Below are 21,778 nucleotides of genomic sequence, written 5' to 3' on the forward strand. Positions count from 1 at the left end.
GGACCTTGTCGACGACCTCGCAGGTGTTGGGCACGGTGGGGCCGGTCTGGTCGCAGACCAGGGCGTCGGTGCCCTTGGCGGGCGGGGTGCCGCCGCGGATCAACTGGACCCAGGCGTCGGTGAGTCCGTTGGCGGCGGCGAACTCGGCGATGGTGTCGCCTGAGCGGGTGTAGCGGGTGTTGGTGTCGCCCATGACGACGACGGCGTTGCCGGCGGAGTGGGTGGCGATGAACCCGCTGAGCTGGGCGAGGTTGGCGGCGCGCGCGGCGAGGTCGTCGTCGTTGGTGCCGGCGTTGGTGTGCAGGTTGTAGAAGTCGACGTAGACGCCCTCGGCGAGCCGCTCCCGTATGAACGTGAAGCCCTTGGGGGTCAGGCAGTCGCCCGATCCGTAGGTGCAGGTGTTCCAGCGCACCCGCTCGAAGTCGTCCTCGTCGTAGGGGAGTTTCGAGAGGGTGTTGAGGCCGCTGCCGATGGCGGCGCCGCCGCTGGTCGGGGTGCGGTAGGCGTGTGCGGTGTCGGCGGCGTAGAGGTAGGCGTGGTAGTTGAAGTCCTCCTGGGCGTGGACGATGTCGTAGGGGGCGATGCGCTGGCCGATGGCCGTGGTGCTGGTGTCGCGGGGGGTGGAGGCGCTGGAGATGATCGCGGGCAGGCCCGCCACGTTGTAGGACAGGACGCTGAAGGAGCCCGAGTCGTCGGCGGCCGCCGCCGAAGGCGCGGCCGCGGTGAGCGCGCCGATGGCGGCGGCCGCGGCCGTCAGGCAGGCGAGAAGTCTGCGCATGGGGGAGTGCCTCCTGGGGAGGGAAAGCGGTTGTCGTGGCAACACGCCAGAAGTTACCGCCGGTTACCCCAGGTCTGTCGAGAGTGCGGACGGTTGTTTCCCGGACGACGTCACCCGTCGGCTCAGGCGCCCACGGTTCCGTCGACGCCTTCGCGCAGGAAGTCCGCGTGCCCGTTGTGGCGGCCGTACTCCAGGAGCACGTGCACCATCACCATGCGCAGTGACACCTCCTCCTCCCACCTCGGCTGGTAGCCGGCCTGATCCAGGGACTCGGCGGCCCGCTCGACCCGGCGCGAGTTCTCCACCTCCGCCTGCCAGGCGCCGAACGCCTCTTGTCTGGTCGACGTGCTCGCGTCGTAGGCGGCCTGGAAGTCGATCTTGTCCGACCAGACCATGGGAGCGTCCTTGTCCTCGAACACCCGCCGGAACCAGGCGCGTTCGACCTCCGCCATGTGCCGCACCAGGCCCAGCAGGGAGAGCGTGGACGGAGGCATCGACTGCTGTCGCAGCTCTTCGTCGGTGAGGCCCTCGCACTTCATGGCGAGCGTTGCCCGGTGGTAGTCGAGGAAGGCTCGCAGCATGTCTCGTTCGGTGCCGAAGCTGGGTGGTCCGGTGCGATCGTCGCGGGTCACTTGCCGTTGCTCCTCGTGCCGCCGGTCGGGGAGTGCCAGTATCCGTCAGGCGTCGGGCCCGTGGGGTGTGATCGGCAGGCGCCGCCGCGGCCCGAGTCCGCCCTCGCCGTCCGCACGGAGACGGCTGGGGCCTGATCGCCGCCGACGGCGCGTCCGGGCCCGCGGGCGGTCCGGTGCCGGGTCCGGTGCCGATGGCGTGACGGCAGTCTTCCGGATGTTGCCTGGTCAGAAGACCAGGCAACGGAGATCAAGAAAATCTACGCTGGCGACGGTAGACATGGGCCGGTCGCCGGGCTACTGTTTCTCTCGTACTCAAGAAGTCGAGAGGGTGCGGCAGACACGAACTGCCGCACAAGGTCCAAGAAGGACGCGGCCCGCCGGGTCGCGAGCAGTACCCGCGGTATCCAGCAGTAAGCAGTGCCACCGTGTAGCCGAAAGTAAGGAGCAGACGCCATCAGGATCGCCCGGGCGCGGAGGAAGTCCGCCCGGGTACCGCAGACCCCGGATTGGAAGGTGGTCCCCGGTCACGCAGCAGCGATCCCCGCAGCCCCGCCCCTCCGGGCGGACCCTGTGGAACAAGGCGCCGGAGCAGTCAGCCGGCAGATGGTGTTGACAGCTCGGGGCCCGGGTGCCGGTACGGCACCCGGGCCCCCCGACGCGTCCCCCGAAAGAAGAGGTCTATGCCCCCACGCAGTACCCGCCCGGTCGCCCCTCTGGACGACGACGACTACCCCGCCTACACCATGGGCAGGGCCGCCGAGATGCTCGGCGCCACCCCCGCCTTCCTCCGCGCCCTCGGCGAACACCGCCTGATCACCCCGTTGCGCTCCGAAGGCGGTCACCGCCGCTACTCCCGCTACCAACTGCGCGTCGCGGCGCGTGCCCGCGAACTCGTCGACCAGGGCACCCCCGTCGAGGCGGCCTGCCGCATCGTCATCCTCGAAGACCAACTCGAGGAAGCGCAGCGCATGAACGAGGAACTGCGCAACCAGCGCGGCGCGTCACAGCAGAAGTCCAGCGCTTGACCAGAGCGAAGCCCCCGGCGGATCGCGATGTCACAGCAGGGCCGCGCCCACCACGGTCGCGGCCGCTCCCGCGATGAACAGCATGATGATCACTCCGACCGACCGCTCGTTGGAGCGGCGCTCGGCCGCGAGGTCGCAGGTGTACACGGTGAGGTCCGACGGGGCGTAGTGGACGGTGAGCTCGCGGCCCAGGGACCGACCGGGCTCGGGAATGCCCTCCCGGACGAGGACGGTGACCTCGGTGCCTTCGTGGGCGGTGAAGCAGACGACCGGGGTGTGGACGACGATTTCGTCGCCCTCACCGTCGGTGTAGACGTTCCTCGCGACGGCCACGACCTGCGCGGGGACGGCCACGGCCGAGGACAGCAGGGCGTCACGGGAGCGCACCGTGCGCAGATCGGGGCCGGCCGCCGTGACGACGGCGAGCAGCGCGCCGAAGCCCAGCAGCGCCCACGGGTAGCCCCGGGCGACGGCCGCGTGGACGATCGACCCGACAAGGAGCAAGACGACCGCGCAGTTCGGGCCGCCCCGGCCCTTGTCGTCCTCAGCGGTGTGCAGCGCCACACGAAACCGCTCAGGACGCCCCCGCGGGTAGCGCACCGCCAACTCGCGGCCCACCCAGGCCTCCTCGATCGCGTCACCGTGCCTGCCGGCGTTCCGACGGACGAACTCCCGCCCGGTCGACGGGTCCTGGAACGCGAGCGTCACCGGGATGCCCGGGTACTTGGACGCCCCGTGCGCGGGCCGGTGCACCTGGCGGATCCGCGCCCGCACCCAGACCGCCCGCTGGGCCCTGGTGAGTCCGGCCAGGGACAGGCCGTACCCGAGAAGCGCCAGCCCCGCGGGCACCGTCCACCACAGCTCCAGCATCTCGTGCGCGTTCACCCGCACCCCGCCCTTCCGGGCGCGACGCGCACCTCCCGGGACATCACCCGCACCCGCCCGTCGAAGGACAGCGGGACCGAGTCGGACGTCGGCGCCTCGCACGGCGGTTCGCTCACGGCGTCACGCCGTCCCCGGCATAGAGGTAAGCGCCGGGACGGGCGGGATCGGCCACCAGGAGCACCTGGTCGCCGGCCCGGGGTATGCGCAGCTTGGACACGACGCTCTGCAACGCGATGCGGTCGGCGCCGCCCGGCAGCTGCAGCACCAGGTCGACGACCGGGTCGAAGTCGACCAGCTTGCCGGTGTCGCCGATCGAGACGACGGTGGCGGGCGTGGTCGGCGCTCCCGCGGCGAGCAACTGCGCGACCTCGACCCTCGAGTGATACGCGCCGATCGACTGCTGGACCCTGGCGAAGTCCGCGCCGCCGAGGAACGCACGTGTCGTGCGGCCGTAGAAGCCCTTGCCGCTCGCCACCTTGCCGGCGATCTCGGCGGCCCGCTCCTCACGACTCTTGCGCCGTCCGAAGATTCCCATGCCGTTCTTCCCTTCTGACGATGTCGGCGCATGTCGTCCGATGGCGACCGGGTGGTCGCTGCTGCCCGACGGAGTGGACGCTAGGCGGTCCCGAACGCCTACCGATCCCAGGTTCGTGCGCCCGTCTCTTCGCGGCGTACGCTCCTCACATGCCGTCTGTGAGCCAGCCGACCGGCGAGAGCCGACCGCGTGCCCTGGTCATCGACCGTGCCTGGCGCGGCCTCGGGGCGGGGCTGGAACCGTTGAGCGGCCCCGACGGGGCGCCCTTGACCCGGACGGTCAAACTGATCGTGCTGCCGCTGATCGTCAGACCCGCGCTGCGTCCCGACCTCGCGGCCGACTTCCTCCCACCCGCGCAGGAAGCGCAACTCGACGCCCTGATCCGGGAGTCCGCGCCCCTTCTCGCGGCGACGGCCCAATGGTTCACCTTGCTCAAGAAGGCCCGCCGGGCGCTGGGCGTCGTCGCGGGAAACCCGCAGGACCTGTACTTCCAGCGCTGCTTCGAACTGGCCACCGAGCACGGCGCGCCGGCGGCCGGTGCGGATGTGACGGCCCGGGACACGGTCGAGGAGGTCGCGCACTCGCCGGGCGGCCGCACCGTGCAGGCGCTGAAGGACCATCTGGCCGACGCCGCCCGGCGCTCCCGCCTCGACGCGGAGCTGGCCACGGCATGGGAGAGCCGTTCCCCGGCCGCCGACGCGGGCGCGGCGAGCACGGCGATCGAGCGGGCCGCCGAGGTGCTGGAAGCCTGCGGCGCTCCGGGCCGGACGAGCGCCTCGCCGTCGTTCGCCGCCATGGTCGACGCGGGCCACGGAGAGACGTTCGGCCGGGCCCTCTGGGCGCACGCGAGCGGCCTCTGGGGCCGCGACGACCTGCCCGCCCCACTGGGACTCACCGGACGGCGGACACCGCCGCGCCCGGAGATCGGCCGGGGCGCCTCGACGGCCACACTGCCCGCGCCGCTGGACCGCTCGCTCTTCGAGCGGCTCTTCGCGGTCCTGCAGTCGTCGGCCCATCGGGACGCGCTGCCGACCGTGGCGGACCTCGCCGCCCGCGAGGCCCGCCGCAGCTGCGCACCGCTCGGCCTGCACGACGAGAGCCTGCGCGTCACCGTCGTCCTCGGCGGCCGGCTCGCGGTCGGCCTCGACCCCCTGGGCGCCGGCCGAGGGGACGCCGGGCGCACGGCCGCACACCGGGCCGTCAACGCCCGCTGGCGACGGGAGGCTTCGGTCCTGCGCGCCCGCAGGATGACCGTCTCGCCCCGGCCCGACCCGGACGGCGGCGTCCTGGACGCGCTCGCCCAGGACCTCCGCACCCCGTGGACCGCCTACATGCGGCGGCTGTGGGTGCGGCTGCACGGGCGGGACGTCCGCGACGCGCCCCTGACGGACCTCGCCTCGGCGTGGGCGCTGCTCGACGGGGTCGCCCGCTCGGTGATGATGGACCATCGTGCCCGGGTCCGTTCGGCGCTGCGCACCCTGTCGGCGGGCCCCGCCCGGCCGGCCGAGCGGAGAAGCGCGTGACGGCGCGAGCCGGCGCCGACGTCCGGGTGGCCGGCGGCGAGGACGGCACGATCAGGATCACCGCCGCCCGCGAACTCCGGCCCACCGCCGCCCACGACGGCACCGACGCGGACGGCGGTGCCGAGGCGTACCGCGATGCCGACGGACACCGTGACACGCAGTCCCACGGCGATGCCGGACGTCACCGCGACCACGGGGCGGACGGCCAACCGGTGCCTGCCGGAGCCGACTTCACCTGGGCCGTCCTCGATGTCGCGGGCGCCGTCCTGAGCCGGCCCGTCCTCGCCGACCCCGGCCTGCCCTCGGCGTGGATCCATGACGTGGATCGCGCCCAGCACTGGCTGTGGGCGCTCTACGGCGAGCGTGTCGCCGCCGCCGTCCACGCACGCGCTGCGGGGGAGTCCGCCGTCGTGCGGGTGAGGGCGCAGGCCACGGCCCTCGGCGGCGCGGCCGTCCGGCTCGGTCTAGGCCACTGGGCGGCCCGGTGGTGGCCGGCCTCGCATTCGGACGGCATCCCGGCGCTCGAACCGGACGTCCTCGGACTGGAGTTGGCCGCGCTCACCCACCGCTGCCAGCAACTGTTCGACGGCGAGGACGATCAGCCCGACGACTGTGCGGCCGTATTGATCGAGGAACACCGGACCGCCCTCGACGCGCTCGTCCAGTGGTGGCACGCGGCGCCGGGCCCGTCGGACACGGCACGCCGTCTGGAGGGCGTCCTGCGGCTGATCGACGAGGCGGCCGACAGCACCGGACTGGACGGGCCGCCCCTGCGTCGCCTCCGTTCGGCCCTGGAACGGCGCGGTCCGACCGGCGCGCCGGCGGCGTCGGGCGGACCGGCGGCCGAGGCCGCGCCGCCGGCCGCGGAGATTCCGGCCGGCCTCGGCGCACTGTTCGCCCGGCCCGACGGATACGCACTGGCCGCGGGCGAAAGGCTCGGCGCGGCCGGCCGGGTGATCGCCCGCGGCTCGGGGACCAACGACTGGCGCCGCTGTCCGCCCGGCTTCGTCGACGCGGCCGAGGACGCGGTGTCCTGGACCGCCCGCGCGCTCGGCGCACGTCGGCGCGTCGAGGTCCAGGCGGTCGCGCACCCGGCGGCGCCCACCGCCGGAGCGACCCTCGTCGCGGAGGTCCACGTGGACGGCGGCGGCCCGCACCGCATCCCCCTCACCCGACAGGACGACGTGTGGACCGGTCACGCCGACCTGACCCCGCAGCTGTCGACCGGGGCGCTGTCACCGCGCGTCGAGGTCGGCGTCCTGCTGCCCGGGTTCGATCCCGGCCGCCCCGGCGACCGGGAGGCGGCGGCCGACCGTGATCGGCGGGAGGCCGTCCGCGCCCTGGTCCGCCGGCGGCTGACCGCCGCGGCGACCTCTCCCGCGACGCACGACCGGTCACCCCTCGACGCCTGCTCGGCTCCCTTCCTCGCCGAGACCGCCGCCGCTGCCACCGACGAGGACTACTGACGTGCCGGACCAGCCCCATCACCAGAACGAGCGGGACGAACGCCGGCAGGACGGCGGTGCGTCGGACGGGGACGAGCGGGGCGACGAGGCAGCGGTGAAGCGGCTTTACGGGGAGCCGTTCGACGCCGGCTTCGCCCTGGCCGAGGAGCATCGGCTGGCGGCCGACCTCACCGCCGCGTGCGCCGTGTACGACGGGTTGCTGGCCGCGGCCCAGTCCCTCGATGACTCGCCCGACGTGCGCTTCCTGCGGGCACACCTGCACGCCGACCTTGCGAGCGTCCGCCTCACCGCCACCGACCTGCCCGGGGCCGAGGACGCCGTCGGGCGCTCCCGTGGACTGCTCGACGGCGTCGCGTCCGTGCCGATGGGGCCACGCGGCCGTCAACTGTGGCTGGAGGTCTCGCTGAAGGCCCTGCTCGCCCAGGGCGACGTGCTGCGCAGGACCGGACGCCTGGACGAGGCACTGGAGTGCCTCGACGAGGCCGCGGCCACGCTGCACGAGTTCGACGATCCCGAAGGACTGCGCACCGAGGAACTCGGCCTGAACCGGGTCCTCGTGCTGATGGACCGGGGCGAGTGGGGGGCGGCCGAGGAGCATGCGGAGGTGTTGCTCTCCACCGTGCGGACGAGGGGGACGGAGACCGCGCCGCGGCTGCTGACGGCACTCGCCCTGATCTGCTCCTCGACCGGGCGCTTCGACCGGGCCGAGGACTGCCTCGCCCGCGCGGAGGAGCGCTACCGCGCCCTCGGCGACACCGGTGAGCAGCGGGCGATGCTCGCGCACCGGGCGTACCTGGCGATGGACCGGGGCGAACTCGACCTCGCCGAGCGGTTGTTCGCCGAGGCGTCCGCGTTCTTCGAGCAGAACCAGCGGCACGGCGACCTGGCGGCCTGCGAACAGGCGCGGGCCTTCCTCGCCGGCCGGCGCGGCGACATCACGCGCGCGGGGGCCCTGACGTCGGCGAGCCTGGCCCGCTTCGAACGGCTCGGCGCCTCGATCGCCGCGGCCGACACCATGCTCCTGGGCGCCCAACACGCCTACGACCGGGGCGACATCGCCGAGATGCAGCGGTTGGCCCAGGACGCCCGAGACGTGTACCAGGCCCGGGAGATGTACGAGCGCTGCGCTCAGGTCGACCTCATGCTCGCGACGACCCTCGAGGACGGCCTGAACCGTACGGACCACGGCGAGCACGAGAGGCGGTCCGTCGACACCGCCCTCTCCCTGGCTCTCCCCGCCGCGCTGGCCCTTCAGGCGGCCCGCTATGACTTCGTCACCGCCCACGCCCGTCACCAATGGCTGCAACTCGCCGACCAGGCGATGCAGTTGGTCTTCCGTCTCGCCGCACGTCGACAGGATCAGGGGCTGCTGTTCGAGCTGGTGGAGCAGCGCACCGCAGGCGCCTCCCTGGCGCTGGACCGTACGCCGCTGTCGGCGCCGGGCACAGAGCCTTCCCGAGCCGCCGGAGCCGACGGGGCAGTCTTCCCCCGGGCGGCCATGAAGTCGTACGGGCACGCCGGCGGCACGATGACGCTCGGCGGTGTGGCGTCGGAGGCCGCCGCGTCCGCGGGCCTGCGCGTCGCGCCGCCGCCGAAGGTGCGGATGGCGGCGCAGGGACCCGGCCGCGTCGCGCTGCAGGAGTACATCCAGGCGGCGGAGTCCCGCTATCACCGGCGGATCGTCGACGATCGGGAAGTCCCGTTCTGGATGACCGAAGACCTCACGAGCCGTCCGGTGGTGCAGATCCGGCTGGCCGACGCCGGCGATCTGTTCATGACCTGGACCTGGGCGGGCGGGGCCAGGGGGTTCGGCACCGGCCACGGCCCGGCCGAGGAAGTCGACCAGGCCGTAAGGGAGTTGACCGCCGCGCTGCCCGCGACGGGCGAGGGAGCGGAGGGGATGCGCCGTGCGCTCGGCTCGGGGGCGATGGCCCGGCACCGGACCGAACGCCGGCTGGCCCGGCTGCTGGCCGAGGCCCTGTGGCCGGAAGGCCTGACCGCGCAGATACGCCAGGTGTCGGCACGCGCGGGCCGCCCGCTGATACGGATCCAGCCGTCACCCCGGGTCGCCCAGGTGCCCTGGGAACTGCTCGCCGTCGACGGATCGAGTGATGTGCGGCTCATCGACCTGGCGGACGTCGTGACCACCGCGCCGACATCACTGAGGCGGCCGGATCCCACCGCCCGGCCGGCGCCGGACGGGGAGGCGCACACGGTAACCGAGGCCGGAGCCGAGGCCGGAGCGGACGAGGCAAGAGGCACGCCCGCGGACGCCGACACGGTCGTTCTCGTCCTGGACCCCCGGGTCCCCGGTTTCCGGGCCGACTCCCGGCTCGGCTCGGTCCTCGGACCGCCCGGCTCGGACCCGGAGCTGCTCGCGCTGGTCCGCAGCAGGCTGGACGCGAGCCCCGTCGCCCCGTCCGTCACCGCCCCGGCGGAGGCGTTCCGCCGCACCGACCTGGACCGGGACTGGCTGAGCGCCGTGCTCCGCAAGGGGGCACGCCGGCTCCTGTACGTCGGGCACGTCAGCGGCGCGCCGGTCGAAGGCGGTCAGAGCGAGGACGGCGCGCTTCATCTGTGCTGTGGCCCGCAGACCACCGGTCTGACCGAGACGGTCCGCACCCATCGTCCGCTCGCCGCCAAGGACCTGCTCCTGGGCACACTGCCGATGCGCGCCGACGGAGAGCCGGGGGCGCGGATCTGGCCCGCGCCGCCGCGGGTCGCTCTCATCGGCTGCGAGAGCGGCGCAGACCTCCGCTTCGCCGAGTCGTTCGGCCTGGCGACGGCAATGATCCACAACGGCGCGGAACTCGTCACCGCCACCCGCTGGACGCTGCCGACCAGCTTCGCGTTCCACCGGCTCGCCGGACTGCCCGAGTCCGTGCGGCCGCTGACCGAGGCGATCGTCGCCGTCGACGCCGCGCACGAAAGCCCCGACCCCGTCGCCCGGCTCGCCTCCTGGCAACGCGAGCGACTCGACCACTGGCGCGCCGAGGGCGGGATCGAGCACTCGCCGCTGCTCTGGGCGGCCATGACCTGCATCGTCGTCTGAGCCCCGCCGGCCCCCGCCGATCCGCCGGGCTCGGCGAGGGCCGCGGCGACGAGCGTCCGAGAGCCGAGCCGACAGGCGTCCGGCGGCGGGCTCACGCCGGCCGGGGCCTGCGCGGTGGCGTCATGGCCCAGCGGATGGTGCGGGTCAGGACCTGTCCGGCGGGCCGAACGGCGAACTGCTCGACGACCGGGACGCGGGGCAGCCACAGCATGCCGCGGGCCCAGTCCGGCAGCAGCGCGACGGCGTTCGCGGCCAGCCCCCCGTAGAGCGGCCGGACCGCGAGGGGCAGGGGAGGCTGGAACAGCAGGAAGCGGGCGGCGGCCCGCGCCTCGGGCGTCGCCGTGAGCTCCCGCCGGTAGGAGGTCAGGCGTTCGGACAGTGCGCGGCGGTCGCGTGGCGGGTCGCTCACGCCGAGAGCCTCGGCGACGCGCGCGGTGTCGGCGACGTACGCGTCGTAGCCGGCCGCGTCGAGCGGATCGGCGCCGTAGCGTTCGTGGGCGCGCAGGAAACTGTCCGTCTCGGCGGCGTGCACCCAGCCGAGCAGATGCGGATCGGCCGCGTGGTACGGCACGCCGTCGGACGTCGTCCCGCGGATGCGTTCGTGGATGCCGCGGACGTGGTCCACCGCCCGCTGGGCGTCCGCGGCGGTGCCGTAGGTCGTCACGGCGAGGAAGGTGCTGGTGCGCTGGAGCCGGCCCCACGGGTCGCCGCGGTAGCCGGAATGCCCGGCCACCGCGGCCATGGCGAGGGGGTGCAGGGACTGGAGCAGCAGTGCGCTCAGCCCGCCGATGAACATGGAGGCGTCGCCGTGGACGGTGCGGATCGGGCGCTCCGGCTCGAACCAGCGCGGTCCCGGGGTGTCGTGGATGCGGGCACGCGTCGTCGGTCCGTCGGGGCCGGCGACGCGGCGGAACAGGGCCTGCCCAAGGTGTTCGCGGACGGTGGTCAGCACGGTCGGCCTCCCCTCTCCTGCCGTCCAGTGTCCGCGACGCCCGCTCGAACGCGGAAACAGCGGGAGACCGCACCGACCGGTGCGCGCTCACGGCGGTCCGCGTGCGGCGACCGGGCACACTCCGCGCACCGTCGAGCACCTGGTGTGAAGCGAGGCGGTCGATCCGCAAGCGGACTACGACTGGTCCGCGCCCGGGATCCGTGGACGTATCGTCTCGACCTTCGGATCCGAGGCCTTGAGGTAGTCGGCGAGCTTCTTCGGCTGGTAGGCCGGGTCGGCGTCATGGCGTCGCAGGACGGTGTCCGAGACGAATTCGAAGCCGTCGACGGCCTCGCCGATGGGCCGCGGGACCGGCGGGAGCCACCGGTACAACCCGCTCCGCGAGTCGTGCAGAGTGCCCATCACGTCGGGCTCGACCGTGACGTCCGTGGAGTCGTCGGACGGTGTCGCTCCCGGCCGGGGCCCCTTGAACGCCGTGTCCTCGAACTTCAGGCCGCAGCGCGTCGCCTCGCCCACCATCCAGAGCAGTGGGATGTCGGACAGAGCCGGCTCCGCGTAGCCACCGCCGATGTCGCAGTGCACCCCCGTGAACCACACCTGCTTGAGCTCCTGGGGACTGCCGCCGCGCCGACGCAGTGCTTCCTCGTCGTCGCTGCCGGTCCGCTTGCTCCACAACGTGGGCGGGAACGGCGAGCGCTGCTCGTCGACGGCCAGCGCATGGAACGCACTCTGCACCCAACTGCTCAACGTGGTGTCGTGGAAAGCCCAGCGGCGGTTGAAGTGGTTCGCGCCCGCGGCGAGCCGGGGCGACGCCGGCATCGGGATGCCCAGAGCTCCGACGGTGTCCCATACCCCGATGAACCGGATGCCCGTCTCGTACGCGTAGGAACGCCGGAACAACGTGGACGCCGTGCTCGTCGGCTTCTCCGTCCGGCTGCGGTAGAGGGTCCAGGCCTCGCCGACCCGGTCCCTGTACTCCCGGCGCAGGATGCCGGAGTTGCGCACCAGACCGGCCAGACTGCGGGCGGTGAACGCGCCCCGGCTGAAGCCGAAGAAGTACAGCTGGTCCTCGGGTTCGTAGTTGTCGACGAGGAAACGGTAGGCGTCGACGACGTTGCGGGACAGTCCCACGCCGAGCGCGCCGCCGCGCAACCGCTCGCGCCGGTTCGTGCCGACACCGCTGTGGTAGTAGACGCGTTGCGTGATGTCCCCGTCCTGCGGGCGGACGGAGAGGGCGACCTTGGTGACGTTCGTCCGGCTGGGCTGGTCCGCGAAGTTCCATGTGCCGTCACAGCAGACGATCAGACGCTTGGCCATGGGATCCCTCCTGAAGGGGGAGCGTCCGGGCCGTACATCATGCGCGAGCACGGCCGCGCCGCCCGTCGCGGCGCGGAACCTCCCGATGCCGCAGCGCTGCTTCCCGGGCGCGTACTCTCCGACGCCGTAGCAGAGGCGGGGGGCCGCGCACCCCGTTCATTTCATGGTGGCACCGTCGTACCGGAACGGCCACTCCCCGCGGGCCGGCGAAGCGCCTGGCCGAAGCGTGCCCCTGCCACTCGCGGACATCTGGGTCGCCACTGTTGAAGACGGCGGGCGGGGGTAGTCGGATCCGGCAAGGTTCCCTCGTACGAAAGTGAAGCCCGTTCCATGGCCGAGACACGAGACGTCGTCGAACTCATTCTCCGGGACCACAGAAGAATGGAAGATCTCTTTCGTCTGATGCGCAGCGTCGAAGCCGACCGGGCGGCCGCGCTGCGGGAGTTCGCCGACCTGTTGATCGCCCACGCGCTGGCGGAAGAGGCGGAGGTATACCCCGCCCTCAAGCGCTACAAGAAGATCGACGACGAAGAGGTGGAGCACGGCGAGGAGGAACACGAGGAGGGCAACAAGGCGCTCCTCGAACTTCTGGAAGTCGACGAGGTCGGCTCCGAGGAGTGGGACGAGAAGCTCGAGGAGCTCGTGCAGGCCGTCACTCACCACGCCGACGAGGAGGAGCGCACGATCCTCAACGGGGCCCGTGAGAACGCCGCCATGGAACGCCGCGAGGAACTCGGCGTCGCGTTCCTTGAGGAGCGGGAGCGGCAGCTGAAGGCGGGCTGCGGCGATGTGGACAACGTGCGCCGCATCGTCCGCTCGTGACGGTGTGGCAGCGGGGAAGTATTTACGCGGCCTCCCTCAGGCGCGATCATGGGGTGACGTCCGACCCGGCCCAGGCCGGCCGGACGGCCTGTGACAGCGACGGGGGAGGGCTCGCGTATGACTCAGCAGCGGACCGACGGGGCGCGACCGGCCGACCCGGCCGGCGCTTATCTGGAGGCGCTCCGCGGACGGCTGGCGTCCGACGGATGCGAGGTGATCGCGTCCGCCTGGCGTGACTGCCCCGTGGTGATCGGCACCCGGTCGGACCGCAAGGCGCGGTGGTTCGGCACCAAGGCGGAACTGTTCGTCTTCGCCGCCGCCGCGCCCGCGGTGGACGAAGCGTCGATGGCACAGTTCACGGGGTGGGCCATGGACTACGCGAAGAGCATCCGCAGCGGCCTGGCCGGCGCGCGCAACGCCGCGATGGTCCTGCCCGCCCTGGTCAGCGGCGCCGTCCAGCCGGCCGCGCGGACCTGGGTCGCGGCGGACGCCCGGATCCTCGGGACGTCCGTGATCGGCCGGCCCCTCACGGTGGAGACCGCGGGCTCGGGGGTCAGCCGGGTCACCATGTACCGGGGCAGGGTCGTGTACGGCGGGATGTTCAGCAGCCATGTCCTGGACAAGGCGGCCTTGTACTTCACCTGACGCCCCGAGCCGGGTGGCGATCCGCCTCGCGGACCGTCGCCCGCGCCGCGGGCCGACTCCCGCGCGTCCGGGCGGACCGGTGCCGTGCCCTCCGGGTCACACGTGGGACAGGGCAAAAGACACGAGGAAGCCGCTCACGGTGATCAGGCCGATGGCCAGATGGGCGTCCTCGAAGGCCTCGGGGATCATCGTGTCCGCGATCATGGCGAGAATGGCTCCCGCGGCCACGGCCGTCACAGCGGCGATCACCGCGGGGGAGAAGGCGCCGACGACCGTGTAGCCGAGGACGGCCGACACCGTGCTCGCGGCGGCGATGGCTCCCCAGACACCGAAGACGTACGCGGCGCTCCGTCCGGCCTTCTTCATGCCCGCCGAACTCGACAGCCCCTCGGGGACGTTGCTGATGAACACCGCTGCCACGGTCACCAGGCTCACCGCGCCGCCGTCGAGCAGACCGACGCCGATGACCGCGGACTCGGGCACCCCGTCGAGGAGCGCACCCAACGCGAGCGCCGCCCCGGAGCCGCCCTGCTCCGCCTCCGACGGCTGCGCCTGGGTGCGCTCGGCTCCTGAGCGCTTACGGTGCCGGGCGCCCCGGCGGGCCAGCCACACGTTGCCCCCGGTATAGGCCATGGCGCCGACGAGTGTGCCGAGGGCGGTCGGAGCGAGCCCCGCCTCGTCGTAGGCCTCCCCGACCAGCTCGAAGGAGACCGCCGAGATCAGCACTCCGGCGCCGAACGCCATCACGGTCGCGATCACCTTCTGCGGCACCCGGATCCCGTATCCCAGCGCCGCGCCCAGCAGAAGCGCCGAGCCCGCCACGAATCCCCACAGTCCTGCCTGCACTGCTTCCGTCATGTCATCGCGTCTACCCCATGTCGGTGTGGATCAACGAGGACCGAAGGCCCGCACGCGCGGGCGGCCGACCGGGCCCACACCCTCGGACGGGCCGCGCGACAGCCGCCCCCGTCACCTGCTCGGGCACACGACGCGCCGCGACCGGCGCAATAGTCGGATAACCCCGGCGTCGGCGGGGTAGAACGGAGCCGGGTGCCTCCCGCTCACGGGCAGGCCCCGTACACGGACCAGCCGGGACCCCCGGCGAGAACTGAAGGACAAGCAGCATGGCCAGCGGCACCGTGAAGTGGTTCAACTCCGAAAAGGGCTTCGGATTCATCGCCCAGGACGGCGGCGGACCGGATGTCTTCGCCCACTACTCCAACATCTCCGGCAACGGCTACCGGGAACTGGTGGAGGGAGAGCCGGTCACCTTCGACGTGACCCAGGGCCAGAAGGGACCTCAGGCCGAGAACATCGTCCGCGGCTGACACCGCCGCACGGCCCCGCACCGTCCCGCCGACGCCACCGTGTAGAGTGGCATCACCGACGCGGGGTGGAGCAGCTCGGTAGCTCGCTGGGCTCATAACCCAGAGGTCGCAGGTTCAAATCCTGTCCCCGCTACGAGAAGAAGGGGCCCGGCACATCGCCGGGCCCCTTCGCCTTTGCGTCATGGGAGTCCGTGATCCGAGGCACGGCCGGTGGGGCGGCGCCGGGTACGCCGACGGCTCCCGCCCCGCGAGCAGGGGGGAGCCGGTCACGCGCCACGAGCGCGTACGTCATAGGCAGGTCACGCGTGGCGGTGCGAGTGACGGTTGCCGGTGACGAGGCGGTAGAGGGCGAGCAGGATGAAGGAGCCGACGATCGCGGCGATCCAGGTGGAGAGGTCGAAGAACCCGTCGATGGAGTCGACGCCGAAGATCACCTTGCCGAGCCAGCCGCCCAGCAGTCCGCCGACGATGCCGATGAGCATGGTGACGATGATGCCGCCGGGGTCCTTGCCCGGCATCAAGGCCTTGGCGATGGCGCCGGCGAGCAGGCCGATGACAATCCACGCGATGATGCCCATGATGCGTCTCCGCTTCCTCGTATAAGGACAGTGTTAGCTTCTCGTGTGCACCGTCCGCGCCCGGACAAACGTCTCTGTGCAGATTCCTTGTGAGGGTCTTTCACTCGCTCCCTCGGCGCCCCTGGGCCGATCGGCCCAGACGCGGCGCGCCTCATCCGCACGCGTGGCCGAACGTGCAGGATCGGTGAAGCGGCCGCCCCGGAAGGGGGCGCCGCCCGGCACCGTCCATCGCGCGTAAAGAGGCTCGGCCATGGAACCGTTCGACTCCCCGCCGCTTCGGCCCCTCGCCGGCCGGGTTCCGAGTCTCGGCGGGGCCCGTGCCCTGGGCGTCCCGCCGCTCGCGACGTGAGCGCCGCCGAGCGCGGGGACGCGCCGCACGCCGGGCGCTACGGCGAGAGCGTCTTCCGCCCTGAACAGGCGGGCGAGGACGAGCGCATCGACTTCGGCGCGCTCGCCTACGACGACATCACCATGGCGCGGCTGCGGGCGCTCGGCGTCGGCCCGGGGTGGGACTGCCTCGACGTGGGCGCCGGCACGGGCACGGTCTCCCGCCGGTTGCTGGAGGAGGCCGGGGTGGCGAGCGTGCTCGCCGTGGACCGGGACGTGCGCTTCCTGGAGGCGCGTCGCATCCCCGGACTCCGTGTGCTGGAGGCCGACGTCACCGCCCCGGGTGCGGTCCCCGGCCGGTTCCGGCTCGTCCACGCCCGGTTCGTGCTGATGCATCTGCCCGAGCACGAGCGACTGATCTGCGCGCTCGCCGAACTCGTCGCGCCCGGGGGCGTGCTGGTGCTCAGCGACGCGGTCGACCTGACGAACGAGCGGACGCCCGCCACCCCGTACAGCGCGGCGATGCGGGCGATGTGGCAGGGGCTGCGGGCCACCATCGGCACCGATGTCACCTGGGTGCCGTCCTGTCCGCACCTGTTGCGCGACGCGGGGCTCGTGTCCGTCGCCGCCGAGGTCCATGTGCCGCCGCTGCTGCCGGGCGGTCCGCTCAGCCGCTTCTGGGCGGACACGTGGGAGCGGAGCAGAGCGGCGATGCTGGCCACCGGCCTGGTCGACGACGCCGGCGTCGACGCGGCGGTGCGGTACCTGGGCTCCGACGAATGCGCCGCGCTGTCGGCCGGCATGCTGACCGCGTGGGGACACAGACCCGAGGAGGACTCGCCCTGACCGTCCCGAACAGCAGCGGCACGGGCCGGACTCACCGCTGGGCCTCGGGACCGTCGCGCAGCGCCTGGTGCACCGACCACACGACGGCCACCAGCGGTACGGCGACCACGGCGCCGATGACCCCCGCCGCGACCGCTCCGCCGACGACCGCCAGCGCGACCACCACCGGATGCAGCCGGACCGCCCAGCTCATCACGAGGGGATGCAGCAGGTGGCCCTCGATCTGACCGATGACCACGATCAGGGCCACGACCAGCAGTGCGATGAGGGGCCCCTTCGACGCGAGGGCGACGACGGCCGCGACCGCCAGGGCGATCGGCGAGCCGATCAGCGGAACGAACGCGGCCAGGAACTCCAGCAACGCCAACGGGACGGCCAGCGGCACACCGAGGGCGAACAGCGCGACGCCCACGAGGACCGCGTTGATCACGGCCACCAGCAGGATGCCGTGCGTGTAGCCGGTGAAGGTCCGCCAGGCGGCCCGGCCCATGACGGTGAACCGCCGCCGTGCTCCGTAGGGCAGCTGGTCGCACACCCACCTCCACTGCCGGTCGCCGGAGTGCGTGAAGAAGACCCCGCAGAACAGGGCGAGGGCGAGCACGGTCAGCACCTCGACCAGGCGGCTCGCCCCGCTGAGCGCCGTACTGATGAGGGTGGAGCGGTGACTCGACAGGAGATCGCCGATCCGGGACCGGAGATCGTCGAACGCGTTCGGAGGAAGCCGGAAGGGAGCGTCCTCCAGCTGCCGCTCGATACGGTCGATGCCCGCCACGAACTCCTTCTCCAGCCCGCTTCGCTGATCGGCCGCGGTCTCGCCGACCAGCGTCAGCACGCCGAGGACGAGGACGACTCCGCCGATGAACGCCGTGGCCACCGCGAGCGGCCGGGGCATGAGCCGGGCGAGGAGGCCGACCACGGGGCGGAGCACGGCGGTGATGACGAGGCCGAGGAAGACGGCGACGGCGATCCGGTGGAACTGTCCGAGCACGGAGAAGGCGACGCGGACGACGACGCCGACGGCGATGATCCTCCATGCGTACGCGGCCGCGGTCCGCAGCGGACCCGGAACGCGCGGCCCTTCGCCGCTGCGCCGCTCCGGCGGCGCGGCGGGCTGATCGGGGGGTGAGGACATCTCATGCCCGTACCACGCGTCGCCCGCCGGATCGCGGTGGCGGCCCGGAGTTCCCCCGAAGGCCGTACGGCCGGGTGGAAGGGCCGGCGACCGGCCCGAACGGTGTTCCGTGTGATTGGCCCGGCGGCCACGCGGAGCCGGCCGGGGCCGATCGCGTCGTGGACGGCCTGCGGGACCGGCGTCCGGGGCGGCGGCGGCCGCGGGCGTTGGTAGCGTCGCCCTGTGCCGTGCCGGCCGGTACGGTGTGCCGCTCGACCGAGAGAGACCTCATGTCCCCGACGATCCGCAGGGCCGTGATCCCTGCCGCCGGACTGGGCTCCCGTCTGCTGCCCCTGACGAAGGCGACCCCCAAGGAGATGCTCCCGGTCGGCGACAAGCCGGTCATCGAGCACACCGTGCGCGAGCTGGTGGATTCCGGGATCACCGACATCACCATCGTCGTCTCCGGCGGCAAGAGCCTCATCCAGGACCACTTCCGGCCCAACCCCGCCCTCGTCGCCCAGCTTCGCGCGGACGGCAAGACGGCCTACGCGGACGCCGTGGAAGAGGTCGCCGAGCTCGCCCGGCAGGGCCACATCACCTACCTCGACCAGCACGGCCCGTACGGCAACGGGACGCCCGTCCTGAACGCCGCCCGTGCCTTCGGCGACGAGCCCGTCCTGGTGCTGTGGCCCGACGACGTCTTCGTGGCGGAGGTGCCCCGCGCCCAACAGCTGATCCGAGCCTATGAACTGACGGGGTGTCCGGTCCTGGCCCTGCTGCCGATGGACCCGGGCGACTCGCAGCGTTACGGCGTGCCCATCGTCAAGGAGGACCTCGGCGGCGGCACCCTGCGCATCACCGGCCTGGTCGAGAAGCCCCGGCCCGCCGACGCCCCGTCGTCGTACGCGGCCATCGGCGGCTACGTCGTCACCCCCGGCATCATCGACGAACTGCGGGAGCAGACCCGCCGCTGGTACGAGCACCGGACCGGCGAGGTCTACCTGACCGACGCGATCAACGCCTACGCCGCCACCCGCGCGGTGTACGGGCAGGTCATCCAGGGGCGCTGGTACGACACCGGCAACCCGGCCGACTACCTCGTCGCGCAGATGGCGTTCGCCCTCGCCCATCCCGAGTACGGGCCGGTCCTGCGGGGTCTGGTCGACGGGCTCGACGCCGACCGCGCCGCGGACCGCCGGCCGGAGACGGACTCCTGATCTGCGGTTTCCCGGCCGGGGCCGCCCGCTCGCGGCGAGCGGCCCGAGGACGGCCGACGGGCAGACCCGCGATCAGGCGGTGAGCGCCTGTTCGACGGTGCTGTGGCAGGAGAGCACCTCGTCGAGGCCGACGAGCTGGACGACCCGCGCCACCGATTCCTGGGCGGCGGCCAGACGCAGCCACCCCTCGGCGGCACTCACCTGCTGGTGTACCTGGACGAACACGTTGATGCCGCTGGAGTCCAGGAAGGTCACGCCACTGAGGTCCGCCACGATCCGGCGCCCCTGATCGCCGTTCCGGGACAGCAGTGCCTCGCTCAGCGCGTCCTTGACGTCATGGTCGATCTCACCGCGCAGGATCACGACACGGATGTCGCCGACGCTGGCGTGTTCGACGGACAGCCGGTCGGATCGGCCCGTTTCCTGGTTGTCAGTCACCGTTTCCTCAATCGCACCTAGGCTGCCGGGGGCAGCGTCTGTGAGAGCAATTCTGCCGCACGGTGCCGGCCGCACGCTCCCAACCGGCTGTGCCGAAGAACACGGCCCGTGACATGCATGACAACGTGGTGGGTACACGCACACCCGTGAGTGGGGAGCAGAAGGACGATGCCTGGTGGAATCGCGATCCGACGACGAGGACGGCACGGGCTTCGGAGCCGACCTGATCGAGGCGGGGTACGCCCTGGCCGGAGGTGACGGGTGCATCGCTCAGGCCCGCCGCGATGCCGCCGACTTCCTCACCCGGGCCCGTGACGAACGCGGTGTGGACGTCTCCTCGCGCGCGATGGATCTGACCCAGCTGGTGGTCAGCGAGCTGGTCACCAACGTCCGCAAGTACGCGCCGGGACCGGCGCGGATGCAGCTGCGCGTCACCGGAGCCATGGTGGAGGTCGTGGTCCGGGACAGCGATCCCACCGTGCCGGCGGTGGGGGCCGCAGACCCCGGCCGGATCGGCCAGCACGGCCTCGAGATCGTCCAGGCCGTCGCCCACGACCTCGCCGTCGAGCGGCAGCCGGACGGCAAACGCGTCATCGCCCGCATCGTCCTCGCGGACCCGCCCGGCGGTGGCGCCGCGCCCCGCCGCCCTTCGTGACGACCGCCTGGCGCGCACCGAGTGCGGAGCGGACCTCACCGAGGGATCCCGCCACCGCCACCACCACGGCCACCGTCGCGGCCATGGACGGCGACGCCGATCCGCAGCGCTCGTGCATGGAGGTCAGCGGGGCCGCGCGAGCTGTTCCACTCGGTCGTGGAGGCGTTCGACGTGCTGTTCGGACTCCGGCTTCATCAGGACGCTGCGGAGAATGCGCGCGCCGTCGACGTCCGCGATGATCCCGGGGTGGCGGACCGCGAACGCCTCACGACCGGCTTTGAGGGTGCTGAGGAACACCGGATCGCCGTCGTTCATCCCGGCGGTCAGCACCCGCGCGGACGCGGTGTCCACGGCGGAGAGGGTGGCCGGGTCCACGGCAGGGAAGTATCCGACGATGTCCAACTCAGGGCGCTGGTAGAGCTCCAGCACGTCGGACTGTGAGATCAGGTCGGCCCATCGCAGTGCGGCCCGGCGGCCGGCCGCCAGCACGCGGCCGAGACCGGCGGGGGTGGGCGGGATGAGGCGGAAGGTGAGCCACAGCGCCGCGGCAGCGGCGCCCGCCCGGGAGCACTCCAGGCTGATCTCGCCGAGGTGGAGCTCGGTGGAGGTGAAATAGGTGTACGGCGAGTCGTGCAGGTAGAAGCGCCCCACCTCGGGATCGCGGAAGAGGACGGCCCCGCAGCCATAGGGCTGGAGCCCGTGCTTGTGCGGGTCGACGACGATCGAGTCGCACCGGGCGATCGCCCGCCAGGGCTCGGGCGGGAGCCCCTCGGGGCCGTCGGCGCCGGCGAGCAGGGTGAAGAAGCCCCCGTAGGCGGCGTCGACATGGAGGCGCACGCCGTAGCGGTCTCTCAGGGCGAGCGCGCGGTCGATCGGGTCGACGGCGCCGAGGCCGGTGGTCCCCGCGGTGAGGACGACGGTGCCGACGTCTCCGCCGCGAAGGACGTCCTCCAGGGCGTCCAGGTCCATGCGGCCCCCATCGTCGGCGGGGACCGGGTGACCCTTCATTCCGAGGACGTGGCACATGCGGCCGTGGGTGTAGTGGGCTTCGGCGCTGTAGGCGACTCCTCGGCCGGGGTGGAGTTCCCGGGCGACGAAGAGGGCTTCGAGGTTGGCGATCGTGCCGCTGGTGGTGAGATGGCCGAGGTGGGTGTCGTATCCGAACATGGCGGCGAGCTGCGCGACGGCCTCGCGCTCCATCGCCGCGGTGGCCGGCCCGCCGTCCAGGGCGTGGTTGTTGGGGTTGATCAGCATGGTGGTGAGGTGGCCGACCACTGCGGCGGGATGCGGGGGCTTGAGCATCTGGCCCGCGTAGTGGGGGTGGAAGAAGGGGTAGTTGTCCTTCGTCAGCCGGCCGGTGAGCTCCTCGAAGGCGGAGGCGAAGCGCTCGTCGTCCACGTGCAGGGACGGGTGCGGCTCGTACGGGCCGTAGGTGTCGGCCCACTCCTGTATGGCCTGTGCGGCCCGGCCGAGCCAGTGCTGCAGGTCCATGGACACGTCCCCTTCCTTCGGTTTCCGCGACTGCCGCGGCGTGGTGGCGCCCATCCTAGGTTTTTGCTGACTGCTCAGCAATTGACTGCTCAGCAATTGAGACATCGGTAGGTGACCAGGCAGTAAAGTCGGGGGAGTGGAGGATCTTTGCC

General features: G+C 72.5%; 21 protein-coding genes and 1 tRNA gene. 11 read left to right on the plus strand and 11 right to left on the minus strand.

Going from position 1 to position 21,778, the window contains the following annotated elements:
• Window positions 1-778: exonuclease/endonuclease/phosphatase family protein (locus ACN6LD_RS36075; protein ID WP_458576035.1), on the minus strand; the 778-nt coding region annotated here is incomplete at its 3' end.
• 122 nt (window positions 779-900) lie between these two features.
• Window positions 901-1,410, minus strand: coding sequence for a DinB family protein (locus ACN6LD_RS36080; protein WP_445045358.1), 510 nt, complete (start codon window positions 1,408-1,410; stop codon window positions 901-903).
• A gap of 680 nt (window positions 1,411-2,090) precedes the next feature.
• Between ACN6LD_RS36080 and ACN6LD_RS36085 the strand changes: the two genes are divergently transcribed.
• Window positions 2,091-2,435, plus strand: coding sequence for a MerR family transcriptional regulator (locus ACN6LD_RS36085; protein ID WP_319187883.1), 345 nt, complete (start codon window positions 2,091-2,093; stop codon window positions 2,433-2,435).
• 30 nt (window positions 2,436-2,465) lie between these two features.
• On the opposite strand, the gene ACN6LD_RS36090 is transcribed toward ACN6LD_RS36085, so the two are convergent.
• Entirely contained in the window at window positions 2,466-3,320 is an 855-nt protein-coding gene (locus tag ACN6LD_RS36090; RefSeq protein ID WP_445045359.1) for a DUF3592 domain-containing protein, read from the minus strand.
• 112 nt (window positions 3,321-3,432) lie between these two features.
• A complete protein-coding gene (locus ACN6LD_RS36095) occupies window positions 3,433-3,855 on the minus strand; it encodes a hypothetical protein (protein WP_319187880.1) in 423 nt (140 codons plus the stop codon).
• A gap of 149 nt (window positions 3,856-4,004) precedes the next feature.
• On the opposite strand from ACN6LD_RS36095, the gene ACN6LD_RS36100 reads away from it, so the two are divergent.
• The 3 genes from ACN6LD_RS36100 to ACN6LD_RS36110 all read left to right on the plus strand — a co-directional run bounded on the left by ACN6LD_RS36100 (window position 4,005) and on the right by ACN6LD_RS36110 (window position 9,896).
• Complete coding sequence (locus ACN6LD_RS36100; protein WP_319187878.1) at window positions 4,005-5,378, plus strand: hypothetical protein; 1,374 nt, start codon at window positions 4,005-4,007, stop codon at window positions 5,376-5,378.
• Window positions 5,375-6,844 (plus strand): hypothetical protein, encoded by a 1,470-nt coding sequence (locus tag ACN6LD_RS36105; RefSeq protein ID WP_445045360.1) that lies wholly within the window; start codon window positions 5,375-5,377, stop codon window positions 6,842-6,844. Before ACN6LD_RS36100 ends, ACN6LD_RS36105 begins: the two co-directional genes overlap by 4 nt.
• A gap of 94 nt (window positions 6,845-6,938) precedes the next feature.
• Window positions 6,939-9,896 (plus strand): hypothetical protein, encoded by a 2,958-nt coding sequence (locus ACN6LD_RS36110; protein ID WP_445045371.1) that lies wholly within the window; start codon window positions 6,939-6,941, stop codon window positions 9,894-9,896.
• A gap of 91 nt (window positions 9,897-9,987) precedes the next feature.
• Here the strand turns inward: ACN6LD_RS36110 and ACN6LD_RS36115 are convergent, their stop codons facing one another.
• On the minus strand, window positions 9,988-10,848 hold the full coding sequence (locus tag ACN6LD_RS36115) for an oxygenase MpaB family protein (protein ID WP_319187875.1): 861 nt from the start codon (window positions 10,846-10,848) through the stop codon (window positions 9,988-9,990).
• Between the two features lie 174 nt (window positions 10,849-11,022).
• Window positions 11,023-12,165: a DUF2235 domain-containing protein gene (locus ACN6LD_RS36120; protein WP_445045361.1), complete on the minus strand. Its 1,143-nt coding sequence runs from the start codon at window positions 12,163-12,165 to the stop codon at window positions 11,023-11,025.
• Between the two features lie 330 nt (window positions 12,166-12,495).
• Here ACN6LD_RS36120 and ACN6LD_RS36125 point away from each other — a divergent pair, with 330 nt between their 5' ends.
• Window positions 12,496-12,987, plus strand: coding sequence for a hemerythrin domain-containing protein (locus ACN6LD_RS36125; protein ID WP_319187871.1), 492 nt, complete (start codon window positions 12,496-12,498; stop codon window positions 12,985-12,987).
• A gap of 117 nt (window positions 12,988-13,104) precedes the next feature.
• Window positions 13,105-13,632, plus strand: coding sequence for a hypothetical protein (locus tag ACN6LD_RS36130; RefSeq protein ID WP_319187869.1), 528 nt, complete (start codon window positions 13,105-13,107; stop codon window positions 13,630-13,632).
• A 96-nt stretch (window positions 13,633-13,728) separates the two neighbouring features.
• Here ACN6LD_RS36130 and ACN6LD_RS36135 read toward each other — a convergent pair whose 3' ends face one another.
• Entirely contained in the window at window positions 13,729-14,490 is a 762-nt protein-coding gene (locus ACN6LD_RS36135; protein WP_319187867.1) for a ZIP family metal transporter, read from the minus strand.
• Between the two features lie 266 nt (window positions 14,491-14,756).
• On the opposite strand from ACN6LD_RS36135, the gene ACN6LD_RS36140 reads away from it, so the two are divergent.
• Both ACN6LD_RS36140 and ACN6LD_RS36145 read left to right on the plus strand, forming a co-directional pair.
• The gene (locus tag ACN6LD_RS36140) at window positions 14,757-14,960 is read left to right on the plus strand and encodes a cold-shock protein (RefSeq protein WP_009192932.1); all 204 of its coding nucleotides are present in this window, start codon (window positions 14,757-14,759) and stop codon (window positions 14,958-14,960) included.
• Between the two features lie 59 nt (window positions 14,961-15,019).
• Window positions 15,020-15,093: transfer RNA gene (locus tag ACN6LD_RS36145), tRNA-Met, on the plus strand.
• A gap of 166 nt (window positions 15,094-15,259) precedes the next feature.
• On the opposite strand, the gene ACN6LD_RS36150 is transcribed toward ACN6LD_RS36145, so the two are convergent.
• Complete coding sequence (locus tag ACN6LD_RS36150) at window positions 15,260-15,538, minus strand: GlsB/YeaQ/YmgE family stress response membrane protein (RefSeq protein WP_057577098.1); 279 nt, start codon at window positions 15,536-15,538, stop codon at window positions 15,260-15,262.
• 345 nt (window positions 15,539-15,883) lie between these two features.
• Here ACN6LD_RS36150 and ACN6LD_RS36155 point away from each other — a divergent pair, with 345 nt between their 5' ends.
• Complete coding sequence (locus ACN6LD_RS36155; RefSeq protein ID WP_445045362.1) at window positions 15,884-16,711, plus strand: class I SAM-dependent methyltransferase; 828 nt, start codon at window positions 15,884-15,886, stop codon at window positions 16,709-16,711.
• Window positions 16,712-16,742: 31 nt separating this feature from the next.
• On the opposite strand, the gene ACN6LD_RS36160 is transcribed toward ACN6LD_RS36155, so the two are convergent.
• A complete protein-coding gene (locus ACN6LD_RS36160; RefSeq protein WP_445045363.1) occupies window positions 16,743-17,843 on the minus strand; it encodes an AI-2E family transporter in 1,101 nt (366 codons plus the stop codon).
• A 269-nt stretch (window positions 17,844-18,112) separates the two neighbouring features.
• Between ACN6LD_RS36160 and ACN6LD_RS36165 the strand changes: the two genes are divergently transcribed.
• On the plus strand, window positions 18,113-19,042 hold the full coding sequence (locus ACN6LD_RS36165; RefSeq protein WP_445045364.1) for a UTP--glucose-1-phosphate uridylyltransferase: 930 nt from the start codon (window positions 18,113-18,115) through the stop codon (window positions 19,040-19,042).
• Between the two features lie 72 nt (window positions 19,043-19,114).
• Here ACN6LD_RS36165 and ACN6LD_RS36170 read toward each other — a convergent pair whose 3' ends face one another.
• Entirely contained in the window at window positions 19,115-19,480 is a 366-nt protein-coding gene (locus ACN6LD_RS36170; RefSeq protein WP_319187859.1) for an STAS domain-containing protein, read from the minus strand.
• 175 nt (window positions 19,481-19,655) lie between these two features.
• Here ACN6LD_RS36170 and ACN6LD_RS36175 point away from each other — a divergent pair, with 175 nt between their 5' ends.
• Window positions 19,656-20,135, plus strand: coding sequence for an ATP-binding protein (locus ACN6LD_RS36175; RefSeq protein WP_319187857.1), 480 nt, complete (start codon window positions 19,656-19,658; stop codon window positions 20,133-20,135).
• A 123-nt stretch (window positions 20,136-20,258) separates the two neighbouring features.
• Here the strand turns inward: ACN6LD_RS36175 and ACN6LD_RS36180 are convergent, their stop codons facing one another.
• On the minus strand, window positions 20,259-21,626 hold the full coding sequence (locus tag ACN6LD_RS36180) for a pyridoxal phosphate-dependent decarboxylase family protein (RefSeq protein WP_445045372.1): 1,368 nt from the start codon (window positions 21,624-21,626) through the stop codon (window positions 20,259-20,261).
• Window positions 21,627-21,778 lie beyond the last annotated feature (152 nt).

The sequence above is a fragment of the Streptomyces sp. SAS_272 genome (genome assembly GCF_052543235.1).